Genomic DNA, 15364 nt, shown 5'->3' on the forward strand with positions numbered 1-15364 from the left:
GCGATGTGGTTTCGGAGTCTCACCTATGTTGGCGTCCTGGCCCTCGGGCTGGCCGCGGCCGGATCCGTGGCGGCTCAGGAGCCGGACCGGATCTTCGACAAGTCCACGGTCTGGCGTCCGCTAACGCCGAACGACAAGCTCGTGGTCTACGGCATCGATGATCCGGCGGTGGCGGGCGTCGCCTGCTGGTACACGCAGCCCGAGAAGGGCGGGATCAAAGGCACGCTGGGTCTCGCCGAGGATGTCTCGGACATCTCGCTGGCCTGCCGCCAGACCGGGCCGGTCGCCTTCAAGGGCAAGCTCAGCCAGGGCGAGGTGGTGTTCAGCGAGCGCCGCTCGCTGATCTTCAAGTCGATGCAGATCGTGCGCGGCTGCGATACGCGGCGCAACACGCTGATCTACATGGTCTATTCCGACAAGGTGATCCAGGGCTCGCCGAAGAACTCGACCTCGGCGGTGCCGCTCGCCCCCTGGGGAACGGAGCCGGCTCCGAAATGTGCCGACGCCATGAAGTAGGGCCGGCGCTGCTGATCAGTCCTGGCAGGTGATGCGGATCGGCCGCTCCACTGGCGCCGGAACCGGCTGGCTGATCGCGCCGGTATACTCGTCGGCGGCGGCGATGCCGTAGGAATTGGCGGCTGCGTAGCCCTGGGCCTCGCACCACGCGTTGGCGACGACCTGTCCGCAGCTGCTACCGGGCGTCGTCAGGCAATCGCCGACGCCGTAGCCGTCGCTCGACGGGATGAGGAAGGTCTTCTCTACGTGGCTCGGCGCCTTCGCGGGCGTTTCGCCGTCGCTGCCGGCCAGGGCGGCATGCGCGAGGCCGGCGGTGGCGAACGCGATGGCAAGGGCGAGGATACCGGCGGACGAGCGTCGCATCGAGGGTCCTTGAGCACAGGAACTGCGGCGTGAGGTTCGTGGCCCGGACGGTCCGACGGCGCGGTTAAGGAAGCCTTACCCGCATCGCCCGAGGGCCTTCTCGAATTCCTCACGCTTTTGCGTTAGCCCCATCGCGCGGGCCGCGCCGTCGCGGCGATGCAACAGGATGCGGGGGCGGCACGCGCCGCCGCGCCACGTTTCGGCCGTTCTTGGCCGCGGGCGCCGCGTAGGCCCTTGAGCACAGGCTCGTTTTGCCGGCGGCGGTGCCGGGAGGAGGGTGGGTTTCATGGCGCCGATGTTGCGGCTCTACAACACGCTGACCGGCGCCAAGGAGACCTTCGCGCCGATCGATCCGGAGCATGTCCGCGTCTACGCCTGCGGCCCGACCGTCTACGACGCCGCCCATATCGGCAACGCCCGGCCGATCATCGTCTTCGACCTGCTGTTCCGGCTGCTGCGCCACCTCTACGGGCCGGCGCACGTCACCTACGCGCGCAACGTCACGGACGTGGACGACAAGATCAACGCCCGCGCCGCCGAGCGCGGCATCACCATTCGCGAACTCACCGACGGCACGCTGGCGCAGTTCCACCGGGACGTGCGCGACCTCGGCGTGCTGATGCCCGACGACGTGAACGTGGCCGGCGAACGGCCTCGCTTCGTCGAGCCCCGCGCGACCGATCACATCGCCGAGATGGTCGCGATGATCGAGGCGCTGGTCCGCTTCGGTCACGCCTACGTGGCGGAGGGCCACGTCCTGTTCGACGTCCCGTCGATGCCGGAATACGGCGGCCTCTCGAAGCGCCCCCTCGACGAGATGGAGGCCGGCGCCCGGGTCGAGGTCGCGCCCTACAAGCGCTCGCCCCTCGACTTCGTGTTGTGGAAGCCCTCGAAGCCCGGCGAGCCCGCCTGGCCGTCGCCCGCGGGGATCGCCGAGCCCGGACGTCCCGGCTGGCACATCGAATGCTCGGCCATGTCGGCCAAGCATCTGGGCCGGACCTTCGACATCCACGCGGGCGGCATCGACCTGATCTTCCCGCACCACGAGAACGAGGTCGCGCAGTCCCGCTGCTGCTTCGACACGCCCGTGATGGCGAACGTCTGGATGCACAACGGCTTCCTCCAGGTAGAGGGGGAGAAGATGTCGAAATCGCTCGGCAACTTCGTCACCATCCGCGATGTCCTGAAGGACTGGCCGGGGGAGGTGGTGCGGCTCACGATGCTGAAGACGCATTATCGGCAGCCGATCGACTGGACGCTGCGCGGCCTCGAGGAGTCGAGCCGCGTGCTCGACCGTTGGTACAATGCCGCCGGGGACGAGCCGGCGGCGCGCGACGTTCCCGCGGCGGTCATCGAAGCCCTGTGCGACGACCTGAACACGCCCGCGGCGATCAACGAGCTGCACAGGCTCGGCGGCGCGGATGCGCAGCCCGCATCCCTCCGGGCCGGCGCGAATCTCCTCGGCCTGCTTACGCGCACCCGCAGCGAACGGGAGGATGCGCAGGTCGCCGCGTCCGGGGTCGATGTCGCGGCGGTGGAGGCGCTGATCGCCGAACGTCGTGCCGCCCGGGCCGCCAAGGATTGGGCCGCCTCCGACCGGGCGCGCGACGCGCTCGCCGCGATGGGCATCGCGGTCAAGGACAACAAGGACGGCACGACGACGTGGACGGTGGCCCGGTGACGTCCCGGCCGCGTCCTCTCGCCCGCTTGCGCGGGAGGGTGCGGGCGGCATCTGTCAGGCAGGACAGGTCGCCGGGAAAGAATCCGCACGTGAGCACCTTCGAAATCTTCGGCGGGTACCTCGCCCGCGCCGGATCGGCGTTCGCCCTCGGGCTTGGCCTCTCCGGCCCAGCCGCGGCGATCCAGGGCGGCGCGCCGGCAGGGCGAGATGCCTTGGCGCAGGCCACCGTCGCCATCGGCACGATCACCCAGCCCGAGGAGGCGCTGAAGCTCACCCGCTGCACCGGCGTCCTCATCGCACCCGACCTCGTGCTCACCGCCGCGCATTGCGTGAACGGCGATCCCCTCGGCGCGCTGGTGGTGTTCTTCCGCGGCTCCGAGCCGGCCCGGCCGGTCTACGGCGCCCGGGTCGCCGCCCGCTACAGTCCCGATCCGGGGGAGATGCTGCCGAACGCGGCGCCCGACGTGAGCCTCACCGATCTCTCCCTCGACCTCGCGGTGCTGCGCCTCACCGAGCCGGTGCGCGACCGGCGGCCGATCGCGCTGGCGGCCGAGGCCGGGCGCGTTCCGAAGAGCCTGCGGATCGCCGGGGCCGGCCTGTCGGGGAACACCGTGGGGCGGCTGCGCACGGCGACGCTGACGCCGCTCGCGGCCAGCAGCACCGGTCTGACCATCGCGCAGGCAAGGGGCGCCCGGGTCTGCTTCGGCGATTCCGGCGGCCCGGTCGTCGCGCAGGACCGGCGCGGTCTCTACGTCTGGGGTGTGGCCAGCGCGGTGATCAGCCGGGTCGCGCCCTGCGGGAACTACGTGGTGATCGCGCCGGCCGCGCAGGTTTTCTCCGGAAAACGCTGAGGCGGCCGCACCGACCGGCTCGAAAGGGCGCGGGTCCCCTCTCCCGTTCGGGAAAGGGATAGGGTGAGGGGCGAGAGTTTTCAGAAAGAGGCGCGCCCTGTTGGTACATCGACTGCGTGCTCATCCTGAGCCGTCTGACCCCTCACCCCAACCCTCTCCCGCACGGGAAAGGGGGCGCGTCGCGACCTTTCACAAGCCGCGTGGAAATCTGAGGCCCTAGCCGGAAGGGGCGGGAGAGTGCAGGGAAGGGCGCGCGGGAGAAGCGCGCGTCGCGACCGCCCATAACGCGAAAACCCCGCGCGGCCGAACCGCACGGGGTTTTTCGGGGATCCGATGCGCGGCGGATCAGACCGCCATGCGCTCCTCGCCGTCCATCGGCTCGCGCAGCACGTAGCCGCGGCCCCAGACGGTCTCGATGTAGTTCTTGCCCTGGCTGGCGTTCGCGAGCTTCTTGCGCAGCTTGCAGATGAACACGTCGATGATCTTCAGCTCCGGCTCGTCCATGCCGCCGTAGAGATGGTTGAGGAACATCTCCTTGGTGAGCGTCGTGCCCTTCCGGAGCGAGAGGAGTTCCAGCATCTGGTACTCCTTGCCGGTCAGATGGACCCGGGCGCCGCCGACCTCGACGGTCTTCTGGTCGAGGTTCACGATCAGGTCGCCGGTGGTGATGACCGACTGGGCGTGGCCCTTCGAGCGCCGCACGATGGCGTGGATGCGCGCCACCAGCTCGTCCTTGTGGAACGGCTTGGTGAGGTAGTCGTCGGCGCCGAAGCCGAGGCCCTTCACCTTGTCCTCGATGCCGGCCATGCCGGACAGGATCAGGATCGGCGTCTTCACCTTCGCCACGCGCAGGTTGCGCAGCACCTCGTAGCCCGACATGTCGGGAAGGTTCAGATCGAGGAGGATGATGTCGTAATCGTACAGCTTGCCGAGATCGATACCCTCTTCACCGAGGTCGGTGGTGTAGGTGTTGAAGTTCTCGGACTTGAGCATCAACTCGATGCTCTGCGCGGTCGCGCTGTCGTCCTCGATCAAAAGTACCCGCATCGTCGGTCCCCAGCCCCGCCGGCCGCATCAGCGCGCAGACACGTCCCATCGTTCGCCCGCCACCGGCCTGTGGACGGGCGCCTCGTCACTCTTGACGTAGGACGCTATGGATTAATCGTTAACAAAACCTGATTCCCAACCGCAAGCGCCTCGTTCGCGGATCTGCGAGCTTGACGGGAGGAAATTGGCTCCTCCGGCCTCGTTCGTGTCCGTGAGTCCGCGCCGCCCGCGGCCAGGGCCTCGGCCCTGGCAGTCTAAGTACTTCCCACGCAACGCTTCGGTCTGGCCTGTGGTCCACCGGACACAGAGCCCGATCTTATCGAGCTTGGCCGTCACCCAACGCCGGACCGGGCCGCTACGTGCCCGTGGATCGCAGTGTTAAGGAGGCCGGTAAACGAAGCGTTGAGAGCGCGGCTCATGACACAGGATTCGGCAAGACCCGTTTCCTCCCTCGCGGCGGCACAGGCGGCTCTGGAACGCATCGAGGTCCTGGAGACCTTCGGCCGGGTGGTGGCGATCCGCGGCCTGCTGGTCGAGGTGGCCGGGCCGGTGGCGGCCATGCGGCTCGGCGGCCGGATCGATGTCGAGGGTGCGAACGGCCACGGGCTGGTCCCCTGCGAGATCATCGGCTTCCAGGGCGACCGGGCTCTCGCGATGCCGTTCGGATCCCTGGAGGGGGTCCGCCGCGGCTGCCCGGCCTTCGTGCGCGACGAGGCCGCGGGGGCGATCCGCCCGACGGGGGCTTGGCTCGGCCGGGTGATCGACGCCCTGGGCCGGCCGGTCGACGGGCTCGGGCCCCTGCAACAGGGACCCGACATCTATAGCCTGCGGGCCGATCCGCCTCCGGCCCATGCCCGGACCCGGGTCGGCGGCCCGCTGGATCTCGGCGTCCGCTGCATCAATACGTTTCTCACCATGTGCGCCGGCCAGCGGATGGGCATCTTCGCCGGCTCGGGCGTCGGCAAGTCGGTGCTGCTCTCGATGCTGGCCCGCTACACCGCGGCCGACGTGGCGGTGATCGGGCTCGTCGGCGAGCGCGGGCGCGAGGTTCAGGAGTTCCTGCAGGACGATCTCGGTGCCGCCGGCCTCGCCCGCTCGGTCGTGGTGGTGGCGACATCGGACGAGCCGGCCCTGATGCGCCGCAACGCCGCCTACGTAACCCTCTCGGTGGCCGAGTACTTTCGCGATCAGGGCGCCAAGGTGCTGTGCATGATCGACTCGATCACGCGCTTCGCCATGGCCCAGCGCGACATCGGCCTCGCCGCCGGCGAGCCGCCCACCGCCAAGGGCTACACGCCGACGGTCTTCTCGGAGTTGCCGCGCCTGCTGGAACGGGCCGGGCCGGGGGTGGGGCAGGGGACGATCTCGGCCCTCTTCACGGTGCTGGTCGAGGGTGACGACCACAACGAGCCGGTGGCCGATGCGGTGCGCGGCATCCTCGACGGGCATATCGTCATGGAGCGCGCCATCGCCGAGCGGGGGCGCTATCCGGCGATCAACGTGCTGCGCTCGGTCTCGCGGACCATGCCGCGCTCCTGCGATCCGGCCTATCTGCCGGTGGTCCGGCGGGCGCGCCGGGTGCTCTCCACCTATGCCGACATGGAGGAGTTGATCCGGCTCGGCGCCTATCGCGCCGGCTCGTCCCAGGAGGTCGACGAGGCCGTGGCGCTCATGCCGCATCTTGAGGCTTTTCTTGGGCAGGGTAAGGAAGAAGCAACGTCCATCGGCGATGGTTACGCACGGCTCGGTCAGATTGTCGGCGGGGCCTAGGGGCGGGGATCCGGCGTCAACCTGGGCCCGCCTTGAGCGTTGCGTGGAGTGAGCGTCCTGATGAAATCGCGAGACACGCTGATCCGCCTGCGCCGCTTCCAGGTCGACGAGAAGCGCCGGCGCGTGACCCAGATCGAGATGATGATGGCCGACTTCCAGCGCATGGCGGTGGAACTCGACCGCGAGGTCGCCGTCGAGGAGGCGCGCGCCGGCATCACCGATGTTGGTCACTTCGCCTACCCGACCTACGCCCGGGCGGCGGCGACCCGCCGGGACAACATGCGCCAGTCCGCCCAGGCGCTCGAGGGCCAGCTCGCGGAGGCCAAGGCCGAGCTCGGCGAGGCCTTCGAGGAACTCAAGAAGGTCGAGATCCTGAACGATCGCGAGCGCACCGCCGAGCGGGCCGCCGAATCGGTCCGCGATCAGGCCGCGATGGACGGGATCGGCCTGAACCGCGCCCGCGGCTAAGGCGTTCGGTGCGGCGTCCGGCTCGGTCGGGCGCGGCACGAAACCGTCATGATCACCTGACAAGGGGGCCCAAGGTGGCGTCACGCCGCTTGCAGGGCGCCGCGTGACGGCGCATCAGGGGCTCTCCCCGGGGCGTCGGTGTTCATGAAGAAGATCAGCGAGTTCATCTGGCCACTCATCGGCCTCGCCGCCGTCGTCGTTTCGGGCTATTTTCTATACCAAGAATTGAAGACGACCTCGCTGTCGGCGATCTGGGCCGCGGTGCTGGCGATCCCGCCGCACCGGATCCTGCTGGCGGCGCTCTCGACCCTGGTCGCCTACGCGGCGCTCGCCTGGTACGACCGAATCGCGCTTCTGCACCTGGGCGTTCGCCACATCTCGTGGCTGTTCGTCTCGCTCTGCTCGTTCACGACCTACGCGCTCTCGCACAATATCGGCGCCTCGGTCTTCTCCGGCGCCCTGGTGCGCTACCGGGCCTACACCGCCAAGGGCCTGACCGCCGCTCAGGTCGCCGTGCTGGTGGCCCTGTGCTCGTTCACATTCTTCCTCGGCACGGTCCTGCTCGGCGGCTTCACGCTGGTGGTCGACCCGAACCTGCTGTCGCGGCTCGAAGGCAAGCTGCCGGGCTTCCTGACCAATCCGAAGACCGCGCTGATCGTCGGCATCGGCATGCTGGGCTTCGTCGGCCTCTACGTGATCGGCTCGATCCTGCACCTGCGCCCGCTGCACATCCGGTCCTTCAAGCTCGAATATCCGCGGCCCGGCATCATGGGCCGCCAGCTCCTGGCGGCACCGCTGGAGCTGCTGGGGGCCGCGGGCATCATCTATTTCGCGCTTCCGGACGCGATGAATCCGGGCTTCATCCCGGTGCTGGCGATCTTCCTGGCGTCCTTCTCGGTGGCTTTGGCCTCGCATGCCCCGGGCGGCCTGGGCGTGTTCGAGATCGTGTTCATCACCGCGATGCACATCACCGACGAGGCCCAGAAGGACGCGATCATCGCGGCGGTGATCATCTTCCGGATCTTCTACTTCTGGATCCCGGCCCTGATCTCGGTGATCGTGGTGATCGCGTTCGAGCGGTCCAGGCTCGCGGCGGCGATCGGCTCGGCGGCGCAGGGCCCGAAGGCGGCCGTCGTGCCGGATCCGCCGGTCGTCGCGCCGGGCCTCGATCCGCATGAGCTGGAGCGGGAGCTCAAGCAGAAGGCGGTGTGAGTCGGAGTGCCGGCGGCTTTCTACCCCCTATAGCGGCTTACGGACCCGCACGGCGTGGGGGGGCTCAGCGGTCGCAAGACGCGGCGCAGGTCCCCTCTCCCGTGCGGGAGGGGGACAGGGTGAGAGTCAAGAACGTTCAGATTAAGGCTCACCCTGACGGTCGTCACTGGCGTGCTCCATCCTGAGAGTTCTCTTCCCTCACCCCAAACCTCTCCCGCCCGGGAGAGGGGGACCGTCGCGCTCGGTCATCGGCGGCGGCGTTCCAGTCGGGTCGGCAATTGCGCAGTCCGCCAGGGGCGGGGGCGGGATGGGCCGAAAACGCCCTGTCGTCGGTCCCCTTAGATCGAGCTCACCGTCCGCAGCCGCGCCCGCGGGTGAATCTCCGCCTGGCTCATCACCGGCGTCTCCCGCCGAAACCGCTCGATGATCGAGCGTACGAACGGCCGGGTCTGCCCTGAGGTCACCAGCACCGGCATTTCGCCCTGCCGCGCCGCCGTCTCGAACCGATCGCGCACTGCGGTGACGAATTCGCTGAGCTTGGACGGCTGCATCGCGAGATAGCGCTCCTCCCGCTCGCCGACGATCGATTCGAGGAAGGCCTGCTCCCAGGCCGGCGACAGGGTGATGATCGGCAGGCTGCCGTTCTGGTCCTGATACTGGGCGCAGATCTGCCGGCCCAGCCGGGCGCGGACGTGCTCGACCACGTCGCGCGGGTTCTTCACGCTGCCCGACACCTCGGCGATCGACTCGACGATCGCGCCCAGATCGCGGATCGAGACGCGCTCGGCCAGCAGGAATTGAAGCACCCGCTGGATCCCGGTGGTGGAGATCTGCGACGGCACGATCTCCTTGAGCAGGTCGGTATGCTCCTTCGAGAGCTCCCGCAGCAGCTTCGAGACCTCGACGTGATTCAGGAGCTCGGAGACATGCGCCTTGATCACCTCGGTGAGGTGCGTCGAGACCACCGTGGCGGCATCCACCACGGTGTAGCCTTTGACCTGGGCTTGGTCGCGCAGCGCCGCGTCGATCCAGGTGGCCGGCAGCCCGAAGGTCGGCTCCAGCATGTGCTGGCCCGGCAGCTGGACCTGCCCGCCCATCGGATCCATCGCCATGAACTGGCCCGGGAAGATCCGGCCGGTGCCGGCCTCGATCTCCTTCACGCGGACCACGTAGGTGTTGGCGTCGAGCTGGACGTTGTCGAGGATCCGCACCGAGGGCATCACGAAGCCCAGATCCGCCGCCAACTGCCGGCGCAGGGCCTTGATCTGATCCGTGAGCCGGTCCTGGCCCTCGCCGTTGACGAGGGCGAGCAGCGCGTAGCCCATTTCCAGCTTCAGGTCGTCGAGCCGGAGCAGATCGGTGACGGTCTCCTCCTTGGCGACTGCGACGCCCTTCGCGTCGACCGGAACGCCCTCGGCATCGAGGGGAGGAGCCTCCTTGGCGGTCTTGTTGATCCGCCACGCGGCGTAGCCCGCACCGCCGCCGAGCAACAGGAACGGCAGCATCGGCATGCCGGGCAGGAGCGCGATCAGCAGCATCACGGCCGCCGACATGCCGAGCGCCTTCGGATAATGCGCGAGCTGCTTGCCGAGCGCCTTGTCGGCGGCGCCCTTCACGCCGGCCTTGGAGACCAGCAGGCCCGCCGCCGTCGAGACGATCAGCGCCGGCACTTGGCTCGCGAGGCCGTCGCCGATGGTGAGCAGCGTGTAGCTCTTGGCGGCGTCGCCGAAGCTCAGGCCCTGCTGCGCCACCCCGATGATGATGCCGCCGACCACGTTGATGAAGGTGATCAGCAGCGCCGCCACCGCGTCGCCGCGGACGAATTTCGAGGCGCCGTCCATGGCGCCGAAGAACGAGGATTCCTCCTCCAGCGCCGAGCGCCGGGCCTTGGCGACCTTCTCGTCGATCAGGCCGGCCGAGAGGTCGGCGTCGATCGCCATCTGCTTGCCCGGCATGGCATCGAGGGTGAAGCGGGCCGCGACTTCGGCGATGCGACCCGAACCCTTGGTGATCACCACGAAGTTCACGATGATCAGGATCGCGAACACGATGATCCCGATCACGAAGTTGCCGCCCATCACGAAGTGGCCGAACGCCTCGATCACGTGGCCGGCCGCCGCGGTGCCCTCGTGGCCGTGCCCGAGGATCAGGCGGGTCGAGGCGAGGTTCAGGGCGAGCCGCAGCATCGTGGCGATGAGCAGCAGCGTGGGGAAGACGGTGAATTCCAGCGGGTTGTCGATCGACAGGCCCGTCATCATGATCAGCACCGAAGTGATGATCGAGACCGCCAGCAGCAGATCGAGCAGCATGGCGGGCAGCGGGAAGATCAGGACCGCGAGGATCCCCAGCACGCCGGTGGCGAACAGGAGATCCGAACGCTTCGAGAAGGCCTCGACGTCGCCGCGGCTGGGCAACGCGAATTGCCCCAGGATCGCCGCCGGGCCCATCCTTGTCGGCGCGCTCGCCGTCTCCGCCATCGATCCCACCCGCCACCGCACGTCCGGGACGCATTCCCAGCGGCGGACCCGGCAAGATCTGCCGGGCGGATGGTTAGCGCCTCGTTAAGAGAGCCGTTGCGGGTGACGGGAACCCGGTGCGGCTCTGCCGCTTGACGGGTCGGTGAACGCACCGCCCGGCAACGGTCCCGCCGTGTCCGGCCGGCGGCGACGCCGCCGATCCGGGCCTTCGGGCCGCCGACCCGGGAGAATCCGATGACCGCACGCGCGCTGACCGCCCTGTACGATGACTACGAGGTCGCCGCCCGGGCGGTGGATCAACTCGAGGCCGCCGGGATTCCCCACGGTGAAATCAGCATCATCTCGAACCGGACCGACCCCGAGGCCGCCGCGCTGCCGCCGATCGACAAGGCGCACGAGCCCGACGAGACGGTCGATTCCGCCGGCACCGGCGCGACGGTCGGCACGGTGCTGGGCGGCGGTGCAGGCCTGCTCGCCGGCCTGGGCCTGCTGGCCATTCCCGGTCTCGGGCCGGTCGTCGCGGCGGGCTGGCTCGTCGCCACCGTGACGGCTGCGGGCGTCGGCGCCGCCGCGGGGGGCTTAATCGGGGGCCTGACCGGGGCGGGACTGAGCGAAGGCGAGGCCGAGACCTACGCCGAGGGCGTCCGCCGTGGCGGGACGCTGGTCACGGTCCGTGCCGACGAGAGCCGGGCCGACCAAGTGCTCGGCATCCTCGCGCAATCGGGCTCGATCGACCTCGACGAACGCGCCGAAGGCTGGCGTGCCCAGGGCTGGACCGGCGGCACCGTCGGACCGGCGGCGAGCCGGTCCGGCCTGCCGAGCGGTCCCGCCCGCTGAGCGCCAGACCCCGGTCTGAGGCCCGGTCTCAGGCCATCATCTTGCGCGCGAACATCGCCGCCGCGAACAGCACGGCCGAACCCGCGGTGATGAGGCTGATCATCAGCAGGCGCCGCGGCTCCGTCGAGGACTCGGCGCGCACTGGCTCTACAATCGGGCTGAAGAACTCGATCTGGCGCGCCGCGATCATGCGGGCGCGCTCGTGGGCCGCCAGCACCGATTCGTAGTACTTCTGGGCGTTCTTGCGGTCGTTCTCCAGCGCCTCGAACCGGGTCAGCGCGTCCGACAAGAGGCGCTTCTGCTCCGGATCCTGGCTGGCGGATTGCCGCTCGATCCGCGCGATGTTCTCGTCGAGATCCTTGATCTGCTGCTTGATGTCGATGATCCGGCGCGACTCGGGGCCGAGATCCCGCGATCCGATGGCGAGCTGAACCGCGAGGTTGATCCGCGAGGCGCGCAGCTCCGCAATCATCTTCAGGTTGACTTCGTTCGACTTCTGCGCGTCGAGCACGCCTTCACGGTTGCGCAGATCCCGCAGCGCGAGGCTGATCTTGGTCATCCGCTCCCCGGCGAGCTTCAACTCGCGGGTGCTCTCGGCCAACGAATCCTCACGCGCCTTCACGCTGAGGTCGTTCACCATCCGCTCGGCCTCCTTCATGACGGCCTTGGCGATCGCCAGGGATTGGTCCGGGTCGAACGCCTCGACGCTGACCGCCATGATCCCGGAGGTGGGCTCGATATCGATGTCGACGCGCCGCTTCCAGTAGCGGAGGAACTTCTCGATCGGCTTGCTCGGGTCGAAGCGCGAGATGTAGTCGATGTTGTCGTTGCCGAACCACTCGCGCAGCGGCAACTGCGCCTCGAGGATCTCCAGCATCGGCCGGCTCACGATGTATTCTTTCGTGATCAGCGTGTCCTGCGCCACCATCTGGGCCGGAACGCCCGCGCTGGTACCGATCGCGTCCGGGGCCGCCTTGTCGGCCGTCCCGATGGCGGGCCGGATCGCGAATCGCGCTTCGGTGACGTAGCGGTCCGAGGCGATCAGCCCGAAGTAGCACGCGCCGGCGAGCGTCGGCAGCACGAAGCAGATCGCGAACAGGATCGGGATCCACGGGTCGTTCTTGACGTGGCTCTGGTAGGACCGGATGCCCTTCTTGCGATCGGCGAAGCGCGACATCCGCGCGATCTGCCGCAGCGACTCGGTGATCGCCTGCTGGCGCTCCGCGGTCGTGACCGGCTGCCCTTCGGCTTTCCGGATCTCCATGTTCATGGCTTGTTTCCCGGCCTCCCGGCCCTGAAGGTCGATCCGTCTGGAAGCACCCGGCCGCGGAGCGGCGCACGCCGACCGGTCGTGTCCCATGCGGACACGGCAAAAGCATGTCCGCCTGCGCGGGAACCCCGTCGCCTCACGCGTTGAGGCGCCGGTAGACCTCGATGGCGTCGTTGACGTCCTCGTAGATGATCGCGCGGCCGTTCAGCAGCACCAGACCTTGCGAGCACCAGTTGCGGATGGTCTCCATGGAGTGGGAGACCATGATGATGTCGGCGTTCTTCCGGCGCTGGGAGAAGACCTCGTCGCAGCGCTTCGAGAAGCGCGCGTCGCCCACCGAGGTGATCTCGTCGATCAGGTAGCAGTCGAACGGAATCGCCATGCTCATGCCGAAGGCGAGGCGCGCGCCCATGCCGGACGAATAGGTGTAGATCGGCACGTCGAGGTAGCTGCCGAGTTCGGAGAAATCCTCGACGAAATCCAGCACCTTGCGCGGGTCCTCGCCGTAAATGCGGGCGACGAAGATCACGTTGTCGCGGCCGGTCATCTTGGGGTGGAAGCCGCCCGCGAAGCCCAGCGGCCACGAGACCCGCAGGCCGCGCGAGATCTTGCCCCGGGTCGCATCTTCCGTCCCGGCGATCAGCCGCATCGTGGTCGACTTGCCGGCGCCGTTGATGCCGAGGATCCCGTAGGAAATGCCCGGCTTCAGGGTGAACGAGGCCTGTTCGAGGATGGTCCGTTTGTGACCGTCCGTACGGTAGACCTTGCTGACTTTGTCGAAGCGGATCACCGGATGAACTCCAGGGCGGGATGCCGAACCGCCGGTCCGAGCTGTCGGCTGCCGCGCTCCTGCGCGCCGAAAGCGGCAAATCTGAGAACACGATAGGCCGCGCGGTCCGGGCCTCCGACGACGTCGGAGGACGCCGTCGGGATACAGATCGGGCCGGAATGAAAGTGCAGCTCTCAGGCCCGGCGTTGACGCCATTCCCCATATGGCATACCAAATACCAACGACGCGGGGCGGTAAAACGCCGATGCCGCGCCGGCGAGCCGGAACTTTAGCTCCAACTCCGGAGAGAAAGGCCGTCCATGACGCATCCCATCACGCATGGGGAGACAGGCGCGAGCGCCGGACCCGGATCCGACCTCGCGCATCTCGTTGGAGCGATCGGGGACGCGGTCGTCGTCGCCGATCCGGAGGGTGCCATCACCGTCTGGAACCCCGCCGCCGAGCGGATCTTCGGCTTCACCGCCGCGGAAGCCCTCGGTCAGACCCTCGACCTGATCACCCCCGAGCGACACCGCCGTCGCCACTGGGACGGCTACGCCAATTCCATGCGGACCGGCACCACCCGCTACGGGGCGCAGACCCTGAGGGTTCCGGCGATCCGCAAGGACGGAAGCCAGCTCTCCATCGCCTTCACGGTGGGGATGGTCCGGGATGCCGCCGACCGGGTGACCGGGGTCGTGGCGGTGATCCGCGACGAGACCGAACGCTGGACGGACGAGAAGCGGCTGCGCCAGCGCGTGGCTGAGCTCGAAGCCGCCGTGCCGGCCTGACAGGCCCGCCGAGCATCGCCTTCACCGAAACGCCAACCATTCCAAGGGAGGACGCCCCATGAGCAAGCCGCTGGAAGGCATCAAGATCATCGATTTCACGCACGTCCAGGCCGGCCCGGCCTGCACGCAGCTGCTGGCGTGGTTCGGCGCCGACGTGATCAAGGTCGAGCGCCCCGGCGCCGGCGACGTGACCCGCACGCAGCTGCGCCACATCGAGGACGCCGACGCGCTCTACTTCACGATGCTGAACTCCAACAAGCGCTCGCTCACGCTGGACACCAAGACCCAGGCCGGCAAGGAAGTCCTCGAGAAGCTAATCCGCGATTCCGACGTGATGGTCGAGAATTTCGGCCCCGGCGCGCTGGACCGGATGGGCTTCTCCTGGGCGCGCATCCAGGAACTGAACCCGGGCATGATCCTCGCTTCGGTGAAGGGCTTCTCGGACGGTCACCACTACGAGGACCTGAAGGTCTACGAGAACGTCGCCCAGTGCGCGGGCGGTGCCGCCTCGACCACGGGCTTCTGGGACGGCCCGCCCACCGTCAGCGCCGCGGCGCTCGGCGACTCCAACACCGGCATGCACCTCGCGATCGGCATCCTCACGGCGCTCCACCAGAAGAACAAGACCGGCAAGGGCCAGAAGGTCGCCGTGTCGATGCAGGACTCGGTGATCAACCTCTGCCGCGTGAAGCTGCGCGACCAGCAGCGCCTCGACGCCCTCGGCTACCTCGAGGAGTACCCGCAGTACCCCCACGGCGAGTTCTCCGACGTGGTGCCGCGCGGCGGCAATGCGGGCGGCGGCGGCCAGCCGGGCTGGGTGCTGAAGTGCAAGGGCTGGGAGACCGACCCGAACGCCTACATCTACTTCACCATCCAGGGCCATGCCTGGGCGCCGATCTGCAAGGCGCTCGGCAGGGAGGAGTGGATCACCGATCCGGGCTACAACACCCCGCGCGCCCGTCAGGACAAGATCTTCGACATCTTCAAGACGATCGAGGAGTGGCTCGCCGACAAGACCAAGTTCGAGGCGGTCGACATCCTGCGGACCTACGACATCCCCTGCGCGCCGGTGCTGTCGATGAAGGAGATCGCCGAGGACAAGTCCCTGCGCGAGAGCGGCACCGTGGTCGAGGTGGCGCACCCGAAGCTCGGCAAGTACCTGACCGTCGGAAGCCCGATCAAGTTCTCCGACATGCAGGTCGAGGTGAAGGCCTCGCCGCTCCTCGGCGAGCACACCGACGAGGTGCTGACGGATCTCGGCTACTCCCAGGAGCAGATCCGGGCCATGCACGAGGCTCGCGCGGTCTGATAC

The 15364-nt window shown here is 68.4% G+C and carries 14 protein-coding genes; 9 read left to right on the forward strand and 5 right to left on the reverse strand.

Annotated elements, in window-relative coordinates; genetic code table 11:
- Positions 1 to 3 precede the first annotated feature (3 nt).
- The gene (locus AAHG09_RS11530) at positions 4 to 516 is read left to right on the forward strand and encodes a CreA family protein (protein ID WP_342107283.1); all 513 of its coding nucleotides are present in this window, start codon (positions 4 to 6) and stop codon (positions 514 to 516) included.
- 15 nt (positions 517 to 531) lie between these two features.
- On the opposite strand, the gene AAHG09_RS11535 is transcribed toward AAHG09_RS11530, so the two are convergent.
- The gene (locus AAHG09_RS11535; RefSeq protein ID WP_342107285.1) at positions 532 to 879 is read right to left on the reverse strand and encodes a hypothetical protein; all 348 of its coding nucleotides are present in this window, start codon (positions 877 to 879) and stop codon (positions 532 to 534) included.
- A 286-nt stretch (positions 880 to 1165) separates the two neighbouring features.
- Here AAHG09_RS11535 and cysS point away from each other — a divergent pair, with 286 nt between their 5' ends.
- Both cysS and AAHG09_RS11545 read left to right on the forward strand, forming a co-directional pair.
- Complete coding sequence (gene cysS, locus AAHG09_RS11540) at positions 1166 to 2560, forward strand: cysteine--tRNA ligase (protein WP_342107286.1); 1395 nt, start codon at positions 1166 to 1168, stop codon at positions 2558 to 2560.
- An 89-nt stretch (positions 2561 to 2649) separates the two neighbouring features.
- Positions 2650 to 3411, forward strand: a complete 762-nt coding sequence (locus tag AAHG09_RS11545) for a trypsin-like serine protease (protein WP_342107287.1) — start codon at positions 2650 to 2652, stop codon at positions 3409 to 3411.
- 345 nt (positions 3412 to 3756) lie between these two features.
- On the opposite strand, the gene ctrA is transcribed toward AAHG09_RS11545, so the two are convergent.
- Positions 3757 to 4458: a response regulator transcription factor CtrA gene (gene ctrA, locus AAHG09_RS11550; RefSeq protein WP_161393306.1), complete on the reverse strand. Its 702-nt coding sequence runs from the start codon at positions 4456 to 4458 to the stop codon at positions 3757 to 3759.
- Between the two features lie 417 nt (positions 4459 to 4875).
- On the opposite strand from ctrA, the gene fliI reads away from it, so the two are divergent.
- The 3 genes from fliI (at position 4876) to AAHG09_RS11565 (ending at position 7908) form a co-directional block, all read left to right on the forward strand.
- A complete protein-coding gene (gene fliI, locus AAHG09_RS11555) occupies positions 4876 to 6228 on the forward strand; it encodes a flagellar protein export ATPase FliI (RefSeq protein WP_342107292.1) in 1353 nt (450 codons plus the stop codon).
- Positions 6229 to 6288: 60 nt separating this feature from the next.
- Positions 6289 to 6696, forward strand: a complete 408-nt coding sequence (gene fliJ / locus AAHG09_RS11560; protein WP_161393308.1) for a flagellar export protein FliJ — start codon at positions 6289 to 6291, stop codon at positions 6694 to 6696.
- A 144-nt stretch (positions 6697 to 6840) separates the two neighbouring features.
- Positions 6841 to 7908 carry a lysylphosphatidylglycerol synthase domain-containing protein gene (locus AAHG09_RS11565; protein ID WP_342107296.1) on the forward strand — a complete coding sequence of 356 codons (1068 nt, stop codon included), beginning with the start codon at positions 6841 to 6843 and terminating at the stop codon, positions 7906 to 7908.
- Between the two features lie 338 nt (positions 7909 to 8246).
- Here the strand turns inward: AAHG09_RS11565 and flhA are convergent, their stop codons facing one another.
- Complete coding sequence (gene flhA, locus AAHG09_RS11570; RefSeq protein ID WP_412760026.1) at positions 8247 to 10355, reverse strand: flagellar biosynthesis protein FlhA; 2109 nt, start codon at positions 10353 to 10355, stop codon at positions 8247 to 8249.
- Between the two features lie 264 nt (positions 10356 to 10619).
- On the opposite strand from flhA, the gene AAHG09_RS11575 reads away from it, so the two are divergent.
- Positions 10620 to 11222, forward strand: coding sequence for a hypothetical protein (locus AAHG09_RS11575; RefSeq protein ID WP_342107300.1), 603 nt, complete (start codon positions 10620 to 10622; stop codon positions 11220 to 11222).
- Between the two features lie 28 nt (positions 11223 to 11250).
- Here AAHG09_RS11575 and AAHG09_RS11580 read toward each other — a convergent pair whose 3' ends face one another.
- Positions 11251 to 12492 carry a capsule biosynthesis protein gene (locus tag AAHG09_RS11580; protein ID WP_342107302.1) on the reverse strand — a complete coding sequence of 414 codons (1242 nt, stop codon included), beginning with the start codon at positions 12490 to 12492 and terminating at the stop codon, positions 11251 to 11253.
- 136 nt (positions 12493 to 12628) lie between these two features.
- Positions 12629 to 13282: an ABC transporter ATP-binding protein gene (locus AAHG09_RS11585; RefSeq protein ID WP_342107304.1), complete on the reverse strand. Its 654-nt coding sequence runs from the start codon at positions 13280 to 13282 to the stop codon at positions 12629 to 12631.
- Positions 13283 to 13581: 299 nt separating this feature from the next.
- On the opposite strand from AAHG09_RS11585, the gene AAHG09_RS11590 reads away from it, so the two are divergent.
- Positions 13582 to 14052: a PAS domain-containing protein gene (locus AAHG09_RS11590; RefSeq protein WP_342107305.1), complete on the forward strand. Its 471-nt coding sequence runs from the start codon at positions 13582 to 13584 to the stop codon at positions 14050 to 14052.
- Between the two features lie 58 nt (positions 14053 to 14110).
- Positions 14111 to 15361 (forward strand): formyl-CoA transferase, encoded by a 1251-nt coding sequence (gene frc, locus AAHG09_RS11595; RefSeq protein WP_342107307.1) that lies wholly within the window; start codon positions 14111 to 14113, stop codon positions 15359 to 15361.
- Positions 15362 to 15364 lie beyond the last annotated feature (3 nt).

The organism is Methylobacterium guangdongense (genome assembly GCF_038442355.1).
Classification (GTDB): domain Bacteria; phylum Pseudomonadota; class Alphaproteobacteria; order Rhizobiales; family Beijerinckiaceae; genus Methylobacterium; species Methylobacterium guangdongense.

Bases quoted from the DNA above. Each gene is read 5' to 3' on its own strand.
- fliJ (WP_161393308.1), top strand. From the start codon at position 6,289: ATGAAATCGCGAGACACGCTGATCCGCCTGCGCCGCTTCCAGGTCGAC.
- cysS (WP_342107286.1), top strand. From the start codon at position 1,166: ATGGCGCCGATGTTGCGGCTCTACAACACGCTGACCGGCGCCAAGGAG.
- ctrA (WP_161393306.1), bottom strand. From the start codon at position 4,458: ATGCGGGTACTTTTGATCGAGGACGACAGCGCGACCGCGCAGAGCATC.
- AAHG09_RS11530 (WP_342107283.1), top strand. From the start codon at position 4: ATGTGGTTTCGGAGTCTCACCTATGTTGGCGTCCTGGCCCTCGGGCTG.
- AAHG09_RS11565 (WP_342107296.1), top strand. From the start codon at position 6,841: ATGAAGAAGATCAGCGAGTTCATCTGGCCACTCATCGGCCTCGCCGCC.
- AAHG09_RS11580 (WP_342107302.1), bottom strand. From the start codon at position 12,492: ATGAACATGGAGATCCGGAAAGCCGAAGGGCAGCCGGTCACGACCGCG.
- AAHG09_RS11575 (WP_342107300.1), top strand. From the start codon at position 10,620: ATGACCGCACGCGCGCTGACCGCCCTGTACGATGACTACGAGGTCGCC.
- fliI (WP_342107292.1), top strand. From the start codon at position 4,876: ATGACACAGGATTCGGCAAGACCCGTTTCCTCCCTCGCGGCGGCACAG.
- AAHG09_RS11535 (WP_342107285.1), bottom strand. From the start codon at position 879: ATGCGACGCTCGTCCGCCGGTATCCTCGCCCTTGCCATCGCGTTCGCC.
- frc (WP_342107307.1), top strand. From the start codon at position 14,111: ATGAGCAAGCCGCTGGAAGGCATCAAGATCATCGATTTCACGCACGTC.
- AAHG09_RS11590 (WP_342107305.1), top strand. From the start codon at position 13,582: ATGACGCATCCCATCACGCATGGGGAGACAGGCGCGAGCGCCGGACCC.
- flhA (WP_412760026.1), bottom strand. From the start codon at position 10,355: ATGGGCCCGGCGGCGATCCTGGGGCAATTCGCGTTGCCCAGCCGCGGC.